Here is a 21,800-nt window from a genome sequence, read left to right on the forward strand (position 1 = left end):
ATCTCGACCCGCCCCACGCTATGCGACGCGCCCCCACTGCCCGGTGTCGGCGACCAGAGCGGACACCGACCTCATCGTGTTCATGTACCGGGTTACGGATTTTTTGGCGACGGCATTGTCGGGATGCATGATCGCCATCACCGTGCCCTCGCCGTAGCGGAATATGTAGACGGTGAGTTGATAGGAGAATCGGCCGTCGGGGTAAATCCCGATGTTGTCGGCGAGCCCCATATCCGCGGCCGCCAGAACGGCATTCAGCGGTGCGGCGCCGGCGTGAAAGAAATTCGAGACGGGGAAATTCGGCTGCGGCCAATTGAGCCACGGCGCCAATTCCAGCACGCGGTAGAACGGCACCTTGGCCATGTTTAGATTCGAATCGAACGAGGCCTGCGCGGACCACGCGGCCTCGGCGAACGAGGCAGCTCCAACCGGCACCGTGATCGGGATCAGGCCGGTGAACCAGCCCTGTGTCATGAAGTTGTCGGTGGCCGCGCGGGAGTCCCGCGGGGTGAGGCCGTAGTAGGTCAGCGCACCGGTCAGCTCGTGCTCGACCTGGGCAAGGCAGGCGAACAGCCCGCCGACGAAGCGCGCGCCCGCCGACGCGCATGCGGCTTCGAAACGTTCGGTCTGCGCGGGGTTCATCAGGACTTCCGACGTCATGTCGCTGCTGGTGGCCTCCCGCGGATTGCCCAGCGGCAACGGAAATCCGGGAAACCCGCCGTCGTTGCTTTCTGCGAATTCGATCCATGCGCGCACTTCGGGTGAATCCACGGTCAATGCCGATGTGCGCTCACGCTCGCGGATGCAGAAATCGTCGAAGCTCCCCGGCTCGGGCAACGCCAGCGGCGCACCGCCTCCGCTCAGCGCCGAATACATTCCGTTGGCTTCCAGCATCGTCGTGCCGATCAATGTGGCGTCGCCGTGGATATGGTCCATCGCCGCGAAAAACGTGAAGTGGTCTTCGTGCTGGATGATCCCGAAGGTGAAACATGCCCATTCCAGCGGGCTCGGTATGTCGACGACGTGAGCGCGGATGTCGTCGACCGTCATCGCGCCGTGGTCGATCGGCACGAACTCGATGACGGCCGGATCGTCGAGGGCGTGGCGGACGAACTCGCCGCCAGGGGCGTGTTCGAACCAGCTGCGGAACGTGTCGTGGCGGCGCAGGTAGGCGTTCACCGCTTGATCCATGGCGGCGATGTCGCAGTGGCCTGCTACCTCGCAGCTCGCGATGATCTGCCGGGAGAAGTTGAGCCCTGCCGATGTCCGCTCGCAGTAGTTCCGGAGGTGCTGGCGCTGCATGTAACTGACCGGCACCGCGCTGACCGGCGCTTGCCGCGCCGTCTCGACGGCCGCTGGGGTCGGGCGCCACGAGGTGACGGTGCCGGGTTTGAGCGACCATTCATCTAGTGCGCCAACCGTGATCTTGCCGATGCGCAAACCGTATTCCTCCCAGCCTGCCGACTTCGGGCGGCACCACTCCTGGGGATCCCGGGAGCGAGACCCGCACGCAATAGTTGCACGTGCAATAGTGTTCGTCGAAGCCGATCTTGAGGCGCTACAGATGCAGCGCAGAGTGTAAATGAGACCGTCGATGCAGGAAGGACGGTATGGGACCCGCCGGACCGCGAATCGAGCCGACGCCCCGCTTTGCGATCATCGGGTACGCGGCGAGATTCCCCGGCGCGCGGGACGCCGACGAGTACTGGGACCTGCTGCGCGAAGGCCGTGACGCGATCTCCGATGTGCCCGCCGACCGCTGGGACGCCGACGACTTCTTCGACCCCGAGCCCGGGTCGCCGGGCAAGGTGGTCACCCGCCGCGCGGGATTCCTCGACGACGCGACCGGTTTCGACGCGCCCTTCTTCGGGATGTCCGCGCGCGAGGCCAGGATGGTGGACCCGCAGCACCGGCTCCTGCTCGAGACGGCCTGGCGCGCCGTGGAGCACTCGGGTATCGCGCCTACGACGCTGGCCGACACCGACACGGGCGTGTTCGTGGGCCTGGCCACCCACGACTACTTGGGCATGGTCTCCGATGAGCTGACGTACCCCGAGATCGAGGCCTATATGGCGATCGGGACGTCGAGCGCCGCCGCCGCGGGCCGCATCAGCTACCGGCTGGGCCTGCAGGGTCCGGCCGTCGCGGTCGATACCGCGTGCAGTTCGTCGCTGGTGGCCATCCATCAGGCGTGTCAGGCGCTGCGCCTGGGTGAATGCGACCTTGCGTTGGCCGGCGGGGCGAACGTGCTGCTGACCCCGGCCACCATGATCACGTTCTCCAACGCCCGCATGCTCGCACCCGACGGCCGGTGCAAAACCTTCGACGCGGCCGCCGACGGCTACGTGCGCGGTGAGGGCTGCGGCGTCATCGTCGTCAAGCGCCTCGAGGACGCGCTGCGCGACCGCGACCGGATCCGGGCCGTGATCCGCGGCAGCGCCGTCAATCAGGACGGCGCATCGGGCGGGTTGACGGTGCCCAACGGTGTCGCGCAGCAACGGGTCATCGCCGATGCGCTCAAACGTGCCGGCCTTCGGCCCGGCGACGTCGGATATCTGGAAGCGCACGGCACGGGGACGTCGTTGGGTGACCCGATCGAGGCGCAAGCCGCGGGCGCGGCGTTCGGCGCGGGGCGCGAACCCGGGCGGCCGCTGCTGATCGGGTCGGCCAAGACCAACATCGGTCACCTCGAGGCGGCCGCCGGGATCGCCGGCGTGCTCAAGGTCGTCCTGGCCCTCGAGCACGCGGCCCTGCCCAAGCACCTCAACTTCGAGAACCCGTCGCCGCACATCCCGTGGGACCGGCTCCCGGTGGAGGTCGTCACCGACACCATCCCGTGGCAACGCGGCGACAGGCCCCGGATCGCCGGGGTGAGTTCGTTCGGGTTCGCGGGCACCAACGCGCACGTGATCCTCGAGGAGGCGCCCGAGGTGCCAGCTGCCGCACCGGAGCAGCAGGCACCGACCGCACCGCAGTTCGGCATCCTTCCGCTGTCGGCGCGCACTCCCGCCGCGCTCAGGCAGACCGCCGACCGCGCCCGCGCCTGGATGAACGAGCACCCCCACGCCACGCTGGCCGACGTGTGCTTCACGGCGGGTACGGCCCGCGCGCACCTGGAGCACCGTGCCGCGCTGGTGGTCAACTCGACTGGCTCGGCCACCGATCTTCTCGGGGCGCTCGCCGAGGACCGCCCGGCGCCCGGTCTGGTACGCGGAGAGTCTCACGAGGCGCCCAAGACGGCTTGGTTGTTCACCGGCCAGGGCAGCCAGTACCCCGGGATGGCACGCGAGCTGTACGACACCGAACCGGTGTTCGCCGACACGATGCGGCGGTGCGCGGCGGCGGTCGCCGGCGTGCTCGAAAAGCCGTTGCTGGACGTCATTTTCGATGTCGAAAGCCCGCAGGCCGGCGAAACGCTGCGCCAGACGTCGTACGCACAGCCGGCGTTGTTCGCAGTCGAGATGGGTCTGGCCCGCCTCTGGCAGTCGTGGGGTCTTGAGCCCGACGTCGTGCTGGGCCACAGCGTCGGCCAGTATGCGGCGGCCTGCGTCGCGGGTGTGTTCAGCCTCGAGGACGGCGCGCGGCTGATGGCCGAACGCGGACGGCTCTTCGGCAGCCTGCCCGAGGGCGGCCGAATGGTCGCGGTGTTCGCCGCGGCCGAGCGGGTCGAGAAGCTGACCGACGACTTCCCCGCCCTGTCGGTGGCGGCCTTCAACGGCGCCAACACCGTGCTGTCGGGGCCCGCGGCGGGCCTGGAATCAGCCGTCGCCCGCCTGACGACCGACGGGGTCCGGTGCGATTGGCTCGACACCAGCCATGCATTCCACTCGGCGCTGCTGGATCCGATTCTCGACGAGTTCGAGTCATATGCGCAGCGGTTCACTTTCGCTGCCCCGCAACGAATCCTGATCGACAACCGGACCGGTGCCGCGCTCGGCAGGCGCGTCCAGCTCGACGGCGCCTACTGGCGCAGGCACGCACGCCAACCGGTCGAGTTCGCCAAGAGCGTGCGCACGCTCGCCGAGCTGAACTGCAAGATGCTGCTCGAGATCGGACCGCGGCCCGTGCTCACCGCCGCCGCTTTGGCGGCATGGCCCCACGCCGCCACCGCACCGAGGGTGATCGCGTCGCTGCGGCCCAACACCGCCGACCAGCGGCAGATCACCGAAGCACTCGCCGACGCCTACGTCTCGGGCCACCTGCCCGACTTCGATGCGCTTCGGCAACCGAACGCGCGCAAGGTCGACCTGCCGACCTATCCCTTCGAGCACCGCGAGTACTGGTTCCGAGACGACCGGCAACCCGTCGCCCGGCACCACAAGAACGAACGACCGGCTGCGGCATCGGAACGCACGGTGGGCCAACCCACAGAAGACCGTTACGAGATCCGTTGGGAGCAAGCGGCTGCGCCGTCGGCTTCCGAGCGCCAGGAGTGCGCGTGGATCGTCGTCACCGACGACGCGGCCGCCGCCCGCCCGCTGGTCGATGCCCTCACGAGCCGCGGCGAGAGACATCAGATCGTCGGCCTGCCGACGACCGACGCCGACGAGACGGAATTCGCGGGTACGGTGCGCGCCGCGAGTCGCGACGCCGCGGCGCTGCGCATCGTGCACATAGCCGCACTGGGCTCGCCGAAGGCGCCGTCCATGAGGTCGCTGCTGCGCATACAGCACCGCGTGCTCGGCGGGACACGGCGACTCCTCCGCGCCGCGGCCGTCGCTGAACCGCGGCCGTCGGTCTGGATCGTCACCCGCGGGGCGCAACGAGTCGCCGAAGCCGACACGATGGCTCCCGAACAGACATGCCTGTGGGGCTTCGGACGCGCCGCGTCGCTGGAACTGCCGCAGGTGTGGGGCGGCTTGGTCGACCTGGCGGAAGGCACGGCCGCCGAATGGTCAACGCTGCTGGAACGCATCGCCGCGTCCGCCGGTTCCGGCGCCAGGGACGATCAGCTTGCCATCCGCGAATCAGAGGTCTACGTACCGCGACTGGCTCGATGCGCGGCACGCGGTGCAATTTCGCATATCCGTTCTGATGCAACGTATCTCGTCTCGGGCGGCCTGGGCGCGATCGGGCTGGAGGTCGCCGCGTACCTCGCCGGGCAGGGCGCCAAGCACCTGGTGCTGACCAGCCGCCGCACACCCGACGACGCCACGCAGCACACCGTCGACACACTGGCCGCACGACACGATGCCGATGTCCGCGTCATCGCCGCCGATGTCGCCGACGCGCACGATGTGGCACGCCTGTTGGCCACCCTGGACGCCGAGCTACCGCCGTTGGCGGGCATCGTGCACGCCGCAGGTGAGATCGCCACGACGCCACTGGCCGACCTCGACGATGCCGAGATCGACCGCGTCTTCGCTGGGAAGGTCTGGGGCGCCTGGTATCTGAGTGAGGCAGCGGTCGATCTGCGCCTTGACTTCTTCATCACCACCTCCTCCATTGCCTCGGTGTGGGGCGGGTTCGGTCAGACTGCGTACGGCGCGGCCAACGCGTTCCTCGACGGGCTGGCGTGGCGGCTGCGCGAGCAGGGTGTCCCGGGGTTCAGCGTGAACTTCGGCCCGTGGTCGGCGGGAATGGCCGACGCGGAATCGCGTGCGCGCCTGGAACAGCGTGGGGTGCGCACACTTTCGCCTTCCGAGGCGCTGGCGGGCATGGCCGATGTGGTGGGGGCGTCCTCGGCGCAGGGAGTCGTGGCCAGGATCGACTGGGACCGTTTCCTGCCGCTCTACCAGCAGGCCGGCCGTCGCGGGTTCCTCGCGGAGATGGAGAGTGAGGCACCCGCCGCGGGGCCGGCGGTGCCGTCGTCGGGTACGACCGAGCTGGTCGAGCGGCTGACCAAAGCGCCTGTGCAGCAGCGTAAGCGGCTGCTGACCGACTACCTGCGTCACGCGGTCGCGGAGGTCACGCGCGTCGATGCCGCCGAGGTCCGCGAGGAGGCGGGATTCTTCGACCTGGGCCTGGACTCGCTGATGGCCGTCGAACTGCGCCGCCGCCTCGAACAGGGCGTCGGCAAGGAGATTCCGGTCACGCTGGTGATGGATCACCCGCGGATCTCCGACGCCGCCGACTACCTGCTCGGTGACGTGCTCGCCTTGAGCCGACAGGCCGGTCCGGAGCCTAGACCGGCGTCGGTCGTGCCGTCACGCACCGACGACTCGATCGCGATCGTCGCGGTGTCGTGCCGGTTCCCCGGCGCACCGAACCCGGAAGCGTTCTGGGAGCTGCTTTCCGGCGGGGTCGACGCGATCCGAGAGGTCCCCGAGGACCGGTTCGACATCGACGAGTTCTACGACCCCGACCCCGAGGCCGCCGGCAAGACGTACACACGCTTCGGCGGATTCCTCGACGGGATCGACGGATTCGACCCCGAGTTCTTCGGGATCTCACCGCGCGAGGCTCTCTGGATCGAGCCGCAGCAGCGGCTGATGCTCGAAACGGTGTGGGAGGGCCTCGAACGAGCGGGGTATGCCCCCGCCAGCCTGCGGGGCAGCCGGACCGGTGTCTTCGCGGGTGTTGCCGCCAACGAGTACGCCCATCTGCTGTCCTCGGAGTCGGTGGACAAGATCGAGCCGTACTTCATCACGGGCAATGCGCTCAACGCGATCTCCGGCCGCGTCGCCTTCGCCCTCGGGCTCGAGGGACCGGCGGTGGCCGTCGACACCGCATGCAGTTCTGCGCTGGTCGCCGTTCATCAGGCCGTGCAGGCGCTGCGCTCCGGCGACTGCGACATGGCACTGGCCGGCGGGGTGAACGTCCTGCTGAGCCCGGTCACGGTGATCGCTGCATCTCGCGCGCGGATGCTCTCCCCCGTCGGGCGGTGCAAGACCTTCGACGCCTCCGCCGACGGTTATGTGCGCAGCGAGGGCTGCGGCATCCTCGTGCTCAAAAGGCTGAGTGACGCCGAACGCGAAGGCGACCGCATCTGTGCGGTCATCCCCAGCAGCGCGGTCAACCAGGACGGTGCCTCAAGCGGTCTGACGGTGCCCAACGGGGGTGCGCAGCAACGGCTTATCGGTTCGGCGTTGGCCCGTGCGGGACTGACCGGCGGGGACGTCGACTATCTCGAGGCACACGGGACCGGCACGCCGTTGGGTGATCCGATCGAGGTGCAGGCGGCCGCGGCGGTTTACGGTGCCTCGCGCGACCCGGACCGTCCGCTGCTGATGGGCTCGGTGAAGACCAACATCGGCCACCTCGAGTCGGCGTCGGGAGCGGCGGGCTTGATCAAGGTCGTGTTGTCGCTTCAGCACGAGGCGATCCCGAAGAGCCTGCACTTCCAAGACCCTTCTCCGCACATCCCGTGGGACTCGCTGCCGGTGCAGGTCGTCGACGAGGCCAGGCCGTGGCAGACCAACGGCAGGCCGCGGCGCGCGGGCGTGAGCTCTTTCGGCTTCACAGGAACGAACGCCCATGTGATCGTCGAGGAGGCGCCGCCGTCGGCGACCGAGGACGAATATTCGTCGGAAGGCGCTGCGGTCGAACCGGCCGATGTCAGACAGTCGCTCAACGTGCTGCCGCTGTCCGCCCGCTCGCCCGACGCGCTGGTCGCACTGGCCCAGCGGTACCGCGATTGGCTCGACGCAAATCCGAAGGTCGATGTCGCCCACGTCTGTTACACCGCAGGCGTCGGGCGTTCGCACTTCGAGCATCGCGGTGCGTTGGTCGTCGACTCGGTGCAGAGCGCCGGTGAACTCCTTACCGACCTGAGCGAGAATCGTGTCCGACCGGGGGTTGTACGCGGTGAATGCACCGCCTCGCCGACCACCGCGTGGCTGTTCACCGGACAGGGCAGCCAGTACCCGGGGATGGCGCGCGAATTGTTCGAGTCCGAACCGGTTTTCGCCGACACCGTGAAACGCTGCGCGGAAGCGGTCGACGGGATGCTGCCCCGTCCGCTCCTCGACGTCCTGTTCGCCGCGGACCGGGAGACCGGACTTGTCCTGCGGCACACGTCGTACGCACAGCCGGCACTTTTCGCGGTCGAGATGGGACTGGCCCGGTTGTGGCAGTCGTGGGGCATCGAACCCGATGTGGTACTGGGGCACAGCGTGGGCCAGTACGCGGCGGCCTGCGTGGCCGGAGTGTTCGGCCTCGAGGACGGCGCCAGGCTGATCGCCGAGCGCGGCCGGTTGTTCGGCAGCCTGCCCGACGGCGGGCGCATGGCCGCGGTGTTCGCCGACGCCAAGCACGTCGAGGAAGTGGTCGGCGAGTTCCCGCGGGTTTCAGTCGCCGCGTACAACGGACCCAACACCGTGGTGTCGGGTCCCGGCGAGGACGTGGAGCAGATCGTCGACCGGTTCACCGACGACGGCATCCGCTGCACCGCGCTGGAGACCAGCCACGCCTTCCACTCCGAGCTGCTGGATCCCGTCCTCGACGAATTCCAGTCGTACGCGGCGCGTTTCGGGTTCGCCCCGCCGACGGTGCCGCTGGTCTGCAACCGCACCGGCGCCGTGCTCACGGGCCACGCCAACCTGGACGCGCAGTACTGGCGGCGACACTCGCGCCAGCCGGTCCAGTTCGCCGAAAGCGTGCGCACCGTGGCCGCGCTGGGCTGCTCGGTGCTGATGGAGATCGGCCCGCAACCGGTGCTGACCGGCGCGGCGGTACAGGTGTGGCCCGAGCACCTGGCGGCCCCCCGCCCGATCGTCTCGCTGCGCAAGGGCGTCGGCGATCGCCGCCAGATCGCCGACGCGCTGGCCGCGGCGTACGTCGGCGGCCTTCGGCCCGATTTCGCCGCGCTGCACCCCAGGGCCCGCCGCAGGCTGGAACTGCCCACCTACCCGTTCCAGCGCCGCCGGTTCTGGCCCAAGACGGCAGGCAGCGCGATCGAAGGTGCGGGCAGCGCCGCCACGTCTGGAATCTTGGGCAGTGCAAAAGATCTCGCCTCAGGCGACACCGTCTACACGAGCAGGTTGTCGGTGCGCTCGCAGCCGTGGTTGTCCGACCATGTCATCTACGGCACCGTCGTCGTGCCCGGCGCGACGTACGCCGCGATGGCGCTGACCGCGGTCGGCGCCCCGGCACGGGTCCGCGACGTCTTCTTCTACGAGCCGATCATCCTGCCCGAGAAGGCTTCTCGCGAAGTTCAGCTGACGCTGCGGCCCGGTGAAGGCTCAAGCGAAGGCGGTGACGAGTGGCGATTCCAGGTCCACAGCCGGCCGTACGGTGAGCGCGACGCCGAATGGTCGTTGAACGCCGACGGCACGGTCGCGAGCGGCCCGGGCAAGCACCCGCCGTCCGAAGCCGCGATCGACGAGGCGATCGAGCGCTGCAACCGCATGCGTCCGCAGGACCTGTTCGAGACCTTCGCGGACATGGAACTGGCATGGGGGCCGACCTGGTCGGGTTCCCTGAAGTCGGTGTGGCTCGGCGACGGTGAGGCCATCGGCGACATCGTCGTCGGCGACGAACTGGCCGAGCACCTGGGCAGCGAACCGATGCACCCGGTGCTGATGGACCTGTGCACCGGCGTCGCGTTCCCCGCCTTCCCAGCGCTGCTCGCGGCCGAACAGGGCGTCAACGACCTGTTCCTGCCGCTGCGCTACGGGCAGGTGACGCTGCACGAGAAGATGCCGCGACGGTTCTACTGCCGCGCCCGCTGGCACACCGGTGAACTCGACAGCGAAACACAGGTGTTCGACCTCGATTTCGTCAGTCGCGACGGCCGCCCACTCGGCGGGATTCGCGAGTTCACGGTGAAACGTGCGCCTCGTGAGGCGTTGCTGCGCGGCCTCGGCGGCGATGCCACCAGGCTGATGTACACCCTCGGCTGGCATGAGGTGCCGCTACCGGACACCGACGCGACAGCCCCCGGAGGCACGTGGCTGGTCGCGGGATTCGACGAACTGGCCGCGGCGGTGCCGGGTTGCATCGCCTACGACCGGCGGACCGATGCGCAACCGCTGGGCCGACTGCTGGCCGACGCGCACGGGCGCGGACTTCCATTCTCCGGTGTGGTGTGGCGCGCGACCGCGGCACCGCCCGACGAGTCGAGCGCCGATGCGGCCGCCCGAATCGAGCGCGACGTCGCCGATCTGCTCGACGGGGTGCACACCGTGCAGCGCGGTGAGGCGAAACTGCCGGGTGGAATGTGGATCGTCACCGAACGCGCCGTGGCCACCGAGTCGGGTGAACCCGTCGACCCGGTACAGGCGGCGCTGTGGGGCTTCGGCCGCACCGCGATCAACGAGGAACCGGCGCTGCGGTGCACACTGGTCGACTGCGACGGCTCACCCGAAGCTGTGCGGGCGGTCGCCGGTCTGCTGGCCTCGCCCGTCGGTGAGCCGGAACTGGCGCTACGGCAAGGGAAGTTGCTGGCGTCGCGCCTGCTGCCATGGTCGAGAAGCGGTCACCTCACGGTGCCGCGGTCGAGCGATTACGTCCTGGCCCCGACCGAGCGCGGCGCCATCGACAACCTGCGGCTGGTCCAGGCCGACGTACCGGCACCAGCCGAGGGTTTCGTGCAGGTCCGCGTGGAGGCAGCGGGCCTGAACTTCCGCGACGTGCTCAACGTTCTCGGCCTGTACCCCGGCGATCCCGGACCCATCGGCGGCGACTTCGCCGGTGTGATCACGCAATTGGGCGACGGCGTCGCAGGCCTGCAGGTGGGCCAACGCGTCTACGGCTTCATGCAGGGGGCGTTCGCCAGTCGGTTCAACGTCCCGGCCCAGCTGGTGGCGGCTGTTCCCGACGGACTGGACCCCGTCGCCGCGGCCACCATCCCCGCCGCGGCGCTCACGGCGCGGCTCGCATTCGACTGGGCCAAGCTGCGGCCCGGCGACCGCGTGCTCATCCACGCCGCCAGCGGTGGCGTGGGCCTGGCCGCCATCCAGATGGCGCAGCAGCACGGCGCCGTCGTCTTCGCGACGGCCAGCACCTACAAGCGCGCGACGCTGCGACAGATGGGTGTCGAGTATGTCTACGACTCGCGCACAACCGATTTCGCCGACCAAATCTTGGCTGACACCGAAGGTGCAGGCGTCGACGTGGTGCTCAACAGCCTGACCAACGAGGGCTTCATCGAAGCGACGGTGCGGGCCACCGCCCCCAACGGCCGCTTCGCCGAGATCGCCAAGCGCGACATCTGGACCCCTGAACAGATGGCGGCGGTTCGACCGGACATCGCCTACGAGATCGTCGCGCTCGACACCGTCACCTACCAGGAGCCCGAGCACATCCGCACGCTGCTGACCGAGGTGTCGCGTGGACTGGCCAGCGGGCAGTGGACACCGTTGCCCGCCGAGCTCTATCCGTTGACCGAGGCGAGGACCGCGTTCCGCCGCATGCAGCAGGCGCGCCACATCGGCAAGATCGTGCTGCAGATCCCGAATCCTCTGCAGCCGAGGCCCGATCGGAGTTATCTGATCACCGGCGGCCTCGGGGCGGTCGGGTTGCACACCGCGGCGTACCTGGCGCAACTCGGGGCCGGCGACATCGTGCTGACCAGCCGTCGCGAACCCGACGCCGATGCGCAGCGCGTGATCGACGAGATCACCGAACGCTACAAGTGCCGCGTCCACACCTTCGCGGGTGACGTCGGCGACGAGGCCGAGGTCGTCGGGCTGCTCGACCGGATCCGCGCGGAGTTGCCGCCGCTGGCCGGGGTGGCGCACCTGGCGGGGGTTCTCGATGATGCCCTGCTCAGCCAGCAGGATGTCGACCGATTCTGGACGACGCTGCGGCCCAAGGCTTTCGGTGCCTACCACCTGGACCGGTTGACGCGAGCCGACGAGCTGGACTTCTTCATCGTCTCCTCGTCGGTGTCCAGCATCTTCGGATCGCCCGGACAGGCCAACTACGCGACGGCCAATGCGCTGCTCGACGGTCTGGTCGCGCGGCGCCGCGCCGAGGGTTTGCCCGCCACCGCCGTCAACTTCGGACCGTGGGCCGAGGGCGGTATGGCGTCGTCGGAGGCCGTGCGCGCCAACCTCAACGCCCAAGGTCTGGCGCCGCTGCCCCCGTCGGCGGCACTCACCGCGCTCAGCGAGGTCGTGGCGAACGGCACCGGCCAGGCGACCGTCGTCAAGGCCAACTGGCAGCGGGCGGCGAAGCTGTTGGGTGCTGCCCGGCCGCCGATCCTGGATCTCGTGCTGCCTCGTCCCGAAGGTGAAACCGCCGGCGACAGCGAGCTACTGCGCCAGTTGCAGGAAATCCCGGTGCCGCAACGCGCGGCGTTCGTCACCGAGTTTCTGCAACGCGAGGTGCAGAGCTTCCTGCGGTTGGCCCAGCCGCCCGCGTCGACCAGCCGCTTCCTGGACCTCGGAACCGACTCGCTGATGGCGATCGAGCTGCGCAACCGGTTGCACAGTCAGTTCGGTGGCGCGTTCACCATCAACGCGACCGCGGTGTTCGACTATCCGACCATCGGCGGGCTGGCCGAGTACCTGGTCGGTCAGCTGCCGGATGCCGAGAGCGCGGAACCGCCAGGGTCGCAACCCGAGTCGACGGAGCCGTCCGAACCTCAGTAGCCGAGCGCATCTGTCGCCGATTTCTGCAGCAAGGCTGCAGGCGACTTTTTGCGACCATGGCGCAGAAATCGCGAGGGTAAGAGCGGGTCAATGGGCCCAGCGCTGCGCCTGCACCTCGGGCGGCAGCGTCGTCTGCAGCGGCGCGTCGAGCCCGTCGTAGATGCCCGGCTTCTGTTCGACGAGCCAGGCAAGCGCGCCGAGCAGCCGATTGGCGGCCGTGGTGTTGCCGCCGTCGGCGCGGGTGCCGCCGGGCACGTCGGCGCGCGTGGTGATGGTCAATCGTGGATCCCCGTCGATGATCACGCGGTGGTCGCCGACGCCCTCATCGGGATACGGCCAGTCCGGCGCACACGACGAGTGGATGCGGGTGATGTGATCGATGACGATGCGTTCGCGTCCGCCCGACTTGCCGATCACCTTCAACCAGAACGCGCCCTGGGTGCCTTTCTCGAACCGGCCCATCACCGTATCGACGGGCTCCTCCAGCGGGCGTCGTTCGACTTCCTCGGCGATCTCGTCGATCTCCATCCCGAGGGTGCGGCCCACCAGCCGAATGTTGCCGCCCCACACCATCGTTGGGATCGACGGAAGCAACATCATCGGGGTCTCGTCCATCGACCCCCCGAAACCACACGACACCTTCACCGCGAACGGCTGGTTGTAGGTGGAGTAGTCGAAGATCTCCTGGCAGTGGATGCTGTTGATCCTGGTGCACAGGCCGGCGGCGATCACGGCGAGCGCGTCGTTGCCCCAGCCCGGGTCGACGCCGCTGACGAGCAGCGTGCAGTTGCCTTCTTCGGCGGCGCGGGTGAGCCGGTCGACCCATTCAGGTGGCGCCGAACGCGGGTCGTAGAGCGAGTACAGCGACGGCGTCACCACATGCCTGCCCGCCCGCAGGCAGCGTTCGATGTCGGAGACGGCGTCGTCGGGTCGAATGTCGCCGGAAGCCATGTAGGCCACGGCATCACAGTCGGTGAGCGCCGCGTCGACGTCGGTGGTGGCAGTGACGCCGGTCGACCCGTCGAGTGCGGCGAACGCGGCGGCGTCCTTGCCCGCTTTGTCCGGCGATGAGGTGATGACGCCGGCCAGCGTCAAGCCCGGAAAGGCCGCCGCTGAGCGGATGGTCGCCACCCCCATGTTGCCCGTCCCCCAGACCGCGATGCGAAGCATCGCAACACCCTATCCGGGTTGGCGTGACCATTCTCACAATGGGCATCAACGCCTGGCCAGACACCTGTCAACTGCGGATTTCGGTTCCCCGACCAACCGGGCGGTTAGTTAGGTGCCGGAAATTGTTTCGAGGTGGTTTGAGTTGAAGTTACTGATGGGTATAGTTCGGGCAGTTACTGGTGGGTAACTTAAGCAAGAAGTACCCAACCAACAGTGGCCGTCTCACCGAGGAGGAACCGTGAGCCACTATAAGAGCAACGTTCGTGACCAGGTATTCAACCTGTTCGAGGTCTTCGGCGTTGACAAGGCGCTTGGCGAGGGTGACTACGCCGAACTGGACGTGGACACCGCCCGCGAGATGCTCGGCGAGATCGCCCGGTTGGCTGAGGGTCCGATCGCCGAGTCGTTCGCCGACGCGGACCGCAACCCGCCGACCTTCGACCCCAACACCCACTCGGTGACGCTGCCCGACTCGTTCAAGAAGTCGATGCGCGCGCTGCTCGAGGGTGGCTGGGACAAGGTCGGTCTCTCCGAGGAGCTCGGCGGCATGCCGATGCCCCGCGCGCTGCAGTGGGCGCTGATCGAGCACATTCTCGGCGCCAATCCCGCGGCCTACATGTACGCGATGGGCGCGGGTATGTGCGAGATCTTCTACAACAACGGCACCGACGAGCAGAAGAAGTGGGCCGTGCTGGCCGCCGAACGCGGCTGGGGCGCAACGATGGTGCTGACCGAGCCCGATGCGGGTTCCGACGTCGGCGCCGGCCGCACCAAGGCCGTGCAGCAGCCCGACGGCACCTGGCACATCGACGGGGTCAAGCGCTTCATCACTTCGGGCGACTCCGACGACCTGTTCGAGAACATCATGCACCTGGTGCTGGCCCGCCCCGAGGGCGCAGGCCCGGGCACCAAGGGCCTGTCACTGTTCTTCGTGCCGAAGTACCACTTCGACCCCGAGACCGGTGAGCCCGGCGAGCGCAACGGTGTCTTCGTCACCAACGTCGAGCACAAGATGGGCCTGAAGGTCTCGGCCACCTGTGAGCTGTCCCTGGGTCAGCACGGCACCCCGGCCGTGGGCTGGCTGGTCGGCGAGGTGCACGACGGCATCGCGCAGATGTTCGACGTCATCGAGCAGGCCCGAATGATGGTGGGCACCAAGGCCATCGCCACGCTGTCGACCGGCTACCTCAACGCGCTCGAGTACGCCAAGGAGCGTGTGCAGGGCGCCGACATGACGCAGATGACCGACAAGACGGCTCCGCGCGTGACCATCACGCACCACCCCGACGTGCGTCGTTCGCTGATGACCCAGAAGGCCTACGCCGAAGGTCTGCGCGCCCTGTACCTCTACACGGCGACCTACCAGGACGCCGCGGTGGCCAAGGCGGTGCACGAGATCGACGCCGAGCTGGCCGCGCGGGTCAACGACCTGATGCTGCCGATCGTCAAGGGGGTCGGCTCCGAGCAGGCCTACGCCAAGCTGACCGAGAGCCTGCAGACCCTCGGTGGATCGGGCTTCCTGCAGGACTACCCGATCGAGCAGTACATCCGTGACGCCAAGATCGACTCGCTCTACGAGGGCACCACGGCCATCCAGGCGCAGGACTTCTTCTTCCGCAAGATCGTCCGCGACAAGGGTGTGGCGCTGGCTCACGTGGCCGGCCAGATCGAGCAGTTCGTCAAGAACGAGTCGGGCAACGGCCGGCTCAAGGCCGAGCGTGCGCTGCTGGCGACCGCGCTGGAGGACGTCCAGGCGATGGCGGCCTCGCTCACCGGCTATCTGATGGCGGCGCAGGAGAACTCGACCGAGCTGTACAAGGTCGGCCTGGGTTCGGTGCGTTTCCTGATGAGCGTCGGCGACCTGGTCATCGGCTGGCTCCTGCAGCAGCACGCCGCGGTGGCCGTCGACAAGCTCGACGCGGGTGTGGCCGGTGACGACCGCGCCTTCTACGAGGGCAAGGTCGCAGTGGCGTCGTTCTTCGCGAAGAACTTCCTGCCGATGCTCACCAGCACGCGTCAGATCATCGAGAACCTCGACAACGAGGTGATGGAACTCAACGAGGCGGCCTTCTAAGAGCCTTCAGTCGCTTCGCAGAAACAAAACGCCCCCGGTCTCTTCCCGGGGGCGTTTTGCATCGGAATCAAGTTCACATTAGGGCGGGTTCGGGAGGACACCAGGTGCGTCACATCAGTCTCGCGCGGTCGGCTTTCAACCCTTGCCGACTCTTCGGAAAAGTCACTCCCGAACCCGTCGTGCGACCGATCGTACGCCCGTGATCTCGATCACACCAGTGCGAATTTTTCCGGTCAGGTGCCCCTGGACCGCAACAGCGCCCGGGTGCGCGCACGCGCCTCAGGATCCGAGTCGAAGACGCTGGCGACGAACTCGTCGACACCGGCAGCGCCCAGTTCGTCCAGCCGCTGCGACACCGACTCCTCGTCGCCGATGATCGCGGCGTCGGCGGGTTCTGCGTAGCCCTCGCGATCGAGCATGGCGCGGTACGACGGCAATTGTCCGTAGATGGCGAACTCCTCGGCGGCTGTGGCCCGCGCGCCGTCGACGTCGTCGGTGACGCTGATCGGCAATGACGCCACCACCCGAACCGAGTCCTCGTCGCGGCCCGCCTCCACTGCGGCCGTGCGCAGGGTCGGGACGACGTGGTCGGCCAGCGTCCTGGGACCCGTCATCCACGTCATCGTCCCGGCGCTGCGACGACCGGCCAGGCGCAGCATCTGCGGGCCGAGTGCTGCGAGGTAGACGTCGGGCCGCGGAGCGCCGGGCACCTTCAACGAGCCTCGGGTCGTCCAGAACTGCCCGGAGGCGTCGGCGGGCTCACCGGCCAGCAGGGGCAGCAGCGCGTCGAGGTACTCGCGCATCTGCCGCACCGGTTTGTCGTACGAAATGCCCCACACCCCTTCGGTCACCATGCGATGGCTCAACCCGATGCCCAGGGTGAAGCGGCCGCCCGCGATGGCGTTCAGCGTCAGCGCGCGCTGCGCCAGTTGGGTGGGGTGCTGCACCTGGATCGGGATCACCCCTGAGGCCACCTCGATGGTCTCGATTTCGCGAAACGCGACGGCCAGGATCGTCAGCAGGTCGGGGTCGTAGGGCAGCTGCGCCATCCACACCCGGCGGAATCCCTCGTCGCGCAACGACGTCAGCTTCGTCAAGACGCCGTCGAGCGGCGAGCGGCCGTCGGCGTCGGTGATGAGTCCGGTGAGGGCGACACTGATCTGCACCCCACCATCGAAGCACGACCGGCGGCGAGCCTTCCCGCGTGCCGGAGGCGGTCTGAACATACTGGGCCATGACGACCGAGTTGGCGCGGCTACAACACCTCGGACCCAACTGGTTCGCCTCCGTGATGGGCACCGGCATCGTCGCCACCGCCGGCGCCACGCTGCCCGTGCACGTCCCCGGCCTGCACGTGTTCTCGCGCGTGGTGTGGGTCTTCGCGGCGCTTCTGCTCGTGGTGCTCGGCATCGCGGTCAGCGTGCAACGGATCCGGCACCCGGTGGCGGCGCGTCGACATGTCCGCAATCCGCAGATGACGCACTTCTACGGTGCTGCGCCGATGGCGTTGCTGACCGTGGGCTCGGGCGCCCTGCTGATCGGCAAGGATCTGATCGGCGAGCGAGCAGCCGTCGACCTGGCGTGGGTGCTGTGGACGGCTGGCACCGTCGGGGGGCTGTTCACCGCGGCGACCATCCCGTTTCTGATGTTCACGCAGCTCAACGTCGAGCCCGACGCCGCGTTCGGTGGCTGGTTGATGCCGGTGGTGCCGCCGATGGTGTCGGCCGCCTCCGGTGCGCTGCTGATCCCGCACATGGATCCGGGCACCGGGCGGGCGACGATGCTCTACGGGTGCTACGCGATGTTCGGTCTGTCGTTGTTCGCGGCGCTGATCATCATCACGATGATCTGGAGCAGGCTGGCGCTGTACGGCACCTCGGGCACGGCGCGGGTGCCGACGCTGTGGATCGTGCTCGGCCCGCTCGGACAGGGCATCACCGCGGCCGGGCTGCTCGGTGCGCACGCCGGGGCATCGGTCTCGACTGAGCTGGCCGATGCCATGGACGTGTTCGCAGTGCTGTTCGGCGTACCGGTGTGGGGTTTCGCGGTGTTGTGGATCGTGCTGGCCACCGAACTGACCGTGCGCACGATGCGCCGTGGGATGCCGTTCGCGTTGACGTGGTGGAGCCTGACGTTTCCGGTCGGGACCTTCGTCACCGGAACGACGCAACTGGCGAACCACACCGGGCTGCCCGCGTTCCACGTCGCCGCCGCCATCGCCTACACCGGTCTGCTGGGGACGTGGGCACTGGTCGCGGTCCGCACGATGGGCGGCAGTTTCGGCGGTGCGCTGTTCGCGCCGGCGGCGGCCGGGCCGGTCAAGGCGAAGAAGGATCCTCCGCCGGCTTGAGGCCCGAAAAGTTAAGAGCCCCGTACTGCCGTCGGGTCGGGGGGTCAGACGGCAGCACGGAGCTATCAGGTGTATCGGCGCGTTTCCGGGGGGCGTTACACGCTGCCGTCAGTATTTTTTGGCGGTCCTGCCGGGCTGGTCAGGCTTCCAGAATGGCCGCCACACCCTGCCCGCCGGCGGCGCAGATCGAAATCAGCCCGCGCACCGATTGACCGGTCTCTTTCTTCTTCTCGGCCAGCTGCTTGGCCAACTGCGACACGATCCGCCCGCCGGTCGCGGCGAACGGATGACCGGCCGCGATCGACGACCCGTTGACGTTCAGCTTCGAGCGGTCGATCGAGCCGAGAGCCGCGTCGAGCCCGAGGCGCTCCTTGCAGTACTCCTCGGACTCCCACGCCTGCAGGTGCGCGAGCACCACCGACGCGAACGCCTCGTGGATTTCGTAGAAGTCGAAGTCCTGCAGGGTCAGGCCGTTGCGGGCCAGCAGCCGCGGCACCGCATAGGTCGGCGCCATCAGCAATCCGTCCTTGCCGTTGACGTAGTCCACCGCGGCGGTCTCTGCGTCCACGAAGTAGGCGAGCGGTTCGATACCGTGCGCCGAGGCCCACTCGTCGGTCGCCAGCAGCGCCACCGAGGCGCCGTCGGTCAGCGGCGTGGAGTTGCCCGCCGTCATCGTCGCGTCGCCGTTTCGGACACCGAATACCGGCTTGAGCTTGGCCAGCTTCTCGGCCGACGAGTCGGGGCGCAGGTTGTTGTCGCGGTACACGCCGAGGAACGGCGTGACCAGGTCGTCGAAGAAGCCGCGGTCGTAGGCGGCGGTCATGTTGCGGTGACTGGCGGCGGCCAACTCGTCCTGGTCGACGCGCTTGATGCCCATCTCCTTGGCGGTGACGGCGGCGTGCTCGCCCATCGACATGCCCGTACGGGGCTCGCTGTTGACCGGGATCTGGATGCCCACAGAGGCGGGTAGCTTGCCCACGAGCTTGAGCCGGTCGACGTTCGACTTCGCGCGGCGCAGACCGAGCAGCGTGCGGCGAAGGTCGTCGCCGAGCGCGATCGGCGCATCCGAAGCGGTGTCGACGCCGCCGGCCGCCGCGACCTCATAGCGACCCGCGGCGATGCCGTCGGCCGCGGAGATGGCCGCCTGCAGGCCCGTGCCGCACGCCTGCTGGATGTCGAACGCGGGCGTGTAGGACGAGAGGGCGCTGCCGAGCACGCATTCGCGGATCAGGTTGAAGTCGCGGCTGTGCTTGAGCACAGCACCGCCGATCACCGCGCCGAGCGTCTCTCCGTCGAGGTTGAAGCGCTCGATCAGGCCGCCCAGCGCGGCGGTGAACATGTCCTGGTTCGACGCATTGGCGTACGCGCCATCGGAGCGGGCGAAAGGAATTCTGTTGCCACCGAGGATGGCGACGCGTCGGCGGGTATCACTAGGCATGCACCCATAGTACCCACCCTTCTTACTCTGGAGTAAGTTCGTCCTCATGGCATCGGATCTGTACTCGCAAATCGTCCACTCGACGCCCGGATCGTTCCTCGCCAAGCAACTGGGCATCCCCCAGCCCGAGACGCTGCGCCGCTACAAGCCGGGTGATCCGCCGCTGGCGGGCACGCTACTGATCGGCGGCTCAGGCTCGATTGCCGGCTCAGCCGGCGGCGGCCGACTCGTCGATCCGCTCCGCACCGCGCTGGCCGACGACTACGACGTCGTCTCCGACAACCTGGGCGGTCGCTGGGCCGACTCGTTCGGCGGGCTGGTGTACGACGCGACCGGCATCACCGAGCCGACCGGCCTCAAGGGGCTCTACGAGTTCTTCACCCCGCTGCTGCGCAACCTCGGGCCCTCCGGTCGCGTCGTCGTCGTCGGCACCACACCTGAGCTAGCAGGCAGCGAGCATGAGCGCATCGCGCAGCGCGCGCTCGAGGGCTTCACCCGCTCGCTGGGCAAGGAGATGCGCCGCGGCGCGACGGTGAACCTCGTCTACGTCTCCCCCGACGCCAAGCCCGCCGCGACGGGTCTCGAGTCGACGATGCGGTTCCTGCTGTCGGGCAAGTCCGCCTACGTCGACGGACAGGTGTTCCGGATCGGCCCCGACGACGCGGCGCCGCCCGCGGACTGGGACCGTCCGCTGGACGGCAAGGTCGCGATCGTGACCGGCGCGGCCCGCGGTATCGGCGCGACGATCGCCGAGGTCTTCTCGCGCGACGGGGCCAAGGTGATCTGCATCGACGTCGAGGGGGCACAGGAAGCGCTCGGCGTGACGGCGACGAAGGTCGGGGGGACCGCGCTGGCCCTGGACGTGACCGCCGAGGACGCGGTCGACCGCATCACCGAGCATGTGCGCGACCACTACGACGGTCGCGTCGACATCCTGGTCAACAACGCGGGCATCACCCGCGACAAGCTGCTGGCCAACATGGACGAGGGGCGTTGGGATTCCGTTGTGGCGGTAAATCTCGTTGCGCCGCTTGCCCTTGCGGAGGGACTGGTGAACAACGGCGTGCTGGGCGAAGGCGGCCGGATCGTCGGCTTGTCGTCGATGGCCGGCATCGCGGGCAACCGCGGCCAGACGAACTACGCCGCGACCAAAGCCGGCATGATCGGGCTTACCGACAGCCTGTCTGAGGCTTACGCCGACAAGGGCGTCACGGTCAACGCGGTGGCCCCGGGCTTCATCGAGACCAAGATGACCGAGGCGATTCCGCTGGCCACCCGCGAGGTGGGTCGTCGGCTCAATTCGCTGTACCAGGGCGGCCAACCTGTCGATGTCGCCGAGACCATCGCCTACTTCGCCAGCCCCGCATCCAACGCCGTCACCGGCAATACGGTGCGGGTGTGCGGCCAGGCCTGGTTGGGGGCGTGACATGAGCCAACCGTCGGGTCTGATGAACCTGGCGCGCGCGGCGGCGGGCGCCTTGCCGTTCGTGCCGCGCGGCGAGACGCTGCCCGATCGCACGCTGACCGTCGAGGATTTGCGCATCGATCCCGAGAACGTGGCGGCCTACGCGTCGGTGACGGGTTTGCAGTTCGGGGACACGGTCCCGCTGACGTATCCGTTCGCGCTGACGTTCCCGACGTTGATGTCGTTGGTGACCGGGTTCGACTTCCCTTTCGCGGCAATGGGTTCGGTGCACATCGAGAACCACATCACCCAGTACCGTCCGATCGCGGTCACCGACTCCGTGTCGGTGACGGTGCACGCGGAGAATCTGCGTGAGCATCGGCGTGGTCTGCTGGTCGACATCGTGACCGATGTCAATGTCGGCAACGAGCAGGCGTGGCACCAGGTGACGACGTTTCTGCACCAGCAGCGAACGAGTCTGTCGGACGAGCCGAAGCCGCCGCCGCAGAAGCCGCCGAAACTCGGCCCGCCGAATGCGATGCTGCGCATCACTCCGGGGCAGATCCGGCACTACGCCTCGGTGGGCGGTGACCACAACCCGATCCACACCAACTCGGTCGCGGCCAAGCTGTTCGGTTTCCCGACGGTCATCGCGCACGGGATGTTCAGCGCGGCAGCAGTTCTGGCGAACATCGAGGGTCAGCTGCCGGACGCGGTCAAGTATTCGGTGAAGTTCGCCAAGCCGGTGGTGCTGCCCGCGAACGCCGGACTCTACGTCGACCGGGTGTCCGATGGGTGGGATCTCACGTTGCGCGACATGAAGAAACGCGAGCCCCACTTGTTCGGAACGGTGCGCTCGCTGCAGTCGGAGTGACTCTGCGCTGAGA

At 68.3% G+C, this 21,800-nt stretch carries 9 protein-coding genes; 5 read left to right on the forward strand and 4 right to left on the reverse strand.

What is annotated here, in order from left to right; translation table 11 throughout:
• Window positions 1-18: 18 nt before the first annotated feature.
• Window positions 19-1,440 carry a condensation domain-containing protein gene (locus tag AU192_RS23615; RefSeq protein WP_064399964.1) on the reverse strand — a complete coding sequence of 474 codons (1,422 nt, stop codon included), beginning with the start codon at window positions 1,438-1,440 and terminating at the stop codon, window positions 19-21.
• Between the two features lie 170 nt (window positions 1,441-1,610).
• Between AU192_RS23615 and AU192_RS23620 the strand changes: the two genes are divergently transcribed.
• Window positions 1,611-12,476, forward strand: a complete 10,866-nt coding sequence (locus tag AU192_RS23620; RefSeq protein WP_064399965.1) for a type I polyketide synthase — start codon at window positions 1,611-1,613, stop codon at window positions 12,474-12,476.
• A gap of 87 nt (window positions 12,477-12,563) precedes the next feature.
• Here AU192_RS23620 and AU192_RS23625 read toward each other — a convergent pair whose 3' ends face one another.
• Entirely contained in the window at window positions 12,564-13,646 is a 1,083-nt protein-coding gene (locus AU192_RS23625; protein WP_064399966.1) for an NAD(P)H-dependent amine dehydrogenase family protein, read from the reverse strand.
• Window positions 13,647-13,884: 238 nt separating this feature from the next.
• On the opposite strand from AU192_RS23625, the gene AU192_RS23630 reads away from it, so the two are divergent.
• Window positions 13,885-15,720, forward strand: coding sequence for an acyl-CoA dehydrogenase (locus tag AU192_RS23630; protein WP_064399967.1), 1,836 nt, complete (start codon window positions 13,885-13,887; stop codon window positions 15,718-15,720).
• Window positions 15,721-15,953: 233 nt separating this feature from the next.
• On the opposite strand, the gene AU192_RS23635 is transcribed toward AU192_RS23630, so the two are convergent.
• Window positions 15,954-16,886: a TIGR03564 family F420-dependent LLM class oxidoreductase gene (locus AU192_RS23635; RefSeq protein WP_235629641.1), complete on the reverse strand. Its 933-nt coding sequence runs from the start codon at window positions 16,884-16,886 to the stop codon at window positions 15,954-15,956.
• Between the two features lie 68 nt (window positions 16,887-16,954).
• Between AU192_RS23635 and AU192_RS23640 the strand changes: the two genes are divergently transcribed.
• Entirely contained in the window at window positions 16,955-18,070 is a 1,116-nt protein-coding gene (locus tag AU192_RS23640; protein WP_064399969.1) for a TDT family transporter, read from the forward strand.
• A gap of 139 nt (window positions 18,071-18,209) precedes the next feature.
• Here AU192_RS23640 and AU192_RS23645 read toward each other — a convergent pair whose 3' ends face one another.
• Window positions 18,210-19,508, reverse strand: a complete 1,299-nt coding sequence (locus AU192_RS23645) for an acetyl-CoA C-acetyltransferase (RefSeq protein ID WP_064399970.1) — start codon at window positions 19,506-19,508, stop codon at window positions 18,210-18,212.
• Between the two features lie 46 nt (window positions 19,509-19,554).
• On the opposite strand from AU192_RS23645, the gene AU192_RS23650 reads away from it, so the two are divergent.
• On the forward strand, window positions 19,555-20,934 hold the full coding sequence (locus AU192_RS23650) for a 3-oxoacyl-ACP reductase (protein ID WP_064399971.1): 1,380 nt from the start codon (window positions 19,555-19,557) through the stop codon (window positions 20,932-20,934).
• Window position 20,935: 1 nt separating this feature from the next.
• Entirely contained in the window at window positions 20,936-21,787 is an 852-nt protein-coding gene (locus tag AU192_RS23655) for a MaoC/PaaZ C-terminal domain-containing protein (protein WP_064399972.1), read from the forward strand.
• Window positions 21,788-21,800 lie beyond the last annotated feature (13 nt).

Origin of the sequence: Mycobacterium lehmannii, assembly GCF_001499925.1 — a bacterium.
In the GTDB taxonomy this organism is placed as follows: Bacteria; Actinomycetota; Actinomycetes; order Mycobacteriales; family Mycobacteriaceae; genus Mycobacterium; species Mycobacterium lehmannii.

What these genes read in the sequence shown, in the direction of transcription:
- AU192_RS23620 (WP_064399965.1), top strand. Translation starts at nt 1,611, where the DNA reads ATGGGACCCGCCGGACCGCGAATCGAGCCGACGCCCCGCTTTGCGATC.
- AU192_RS23625 (WP_064399966.1), bottom strand. Translation starts at nt 13,646, where the DNA reads ATGCTTCGCATCGCGGTCTGGGGGACGGGCAACATGGGGGTGGCGACC.
- AU192_RS23640 (WP_064399969.1), top strand. Translation starts at nt 16,955, where the DNA reads ATGACGACCGAGTTGGCGCGGCTACAACACCTCGGACCCAACTGGTTC.
- AU192_RS23645 (WP_064399970.1), bottom strand. Translation starts at nt 19,508, where the DNA reads ATGCCTAGTGATACCCGCCGACGCGTCGCCATCCTCGGTGGCAACAGA.
- AU192_RS23650 (WP_064399971.1), top strand. Translation starts at nt 19,555, where the DNA reads ATGGCATCGGATCTGTACTCGCAAATCGTCCACTCGACGCCCGGATCG.
- AU192_RS23655 (WP_064399972.1), top strand. Translation starts at nt 20,936, where the DNA reads ATGAGCCAACCGTCGGGTCTGATGAACCTGGCGCGCGCGGCGGCGGGC.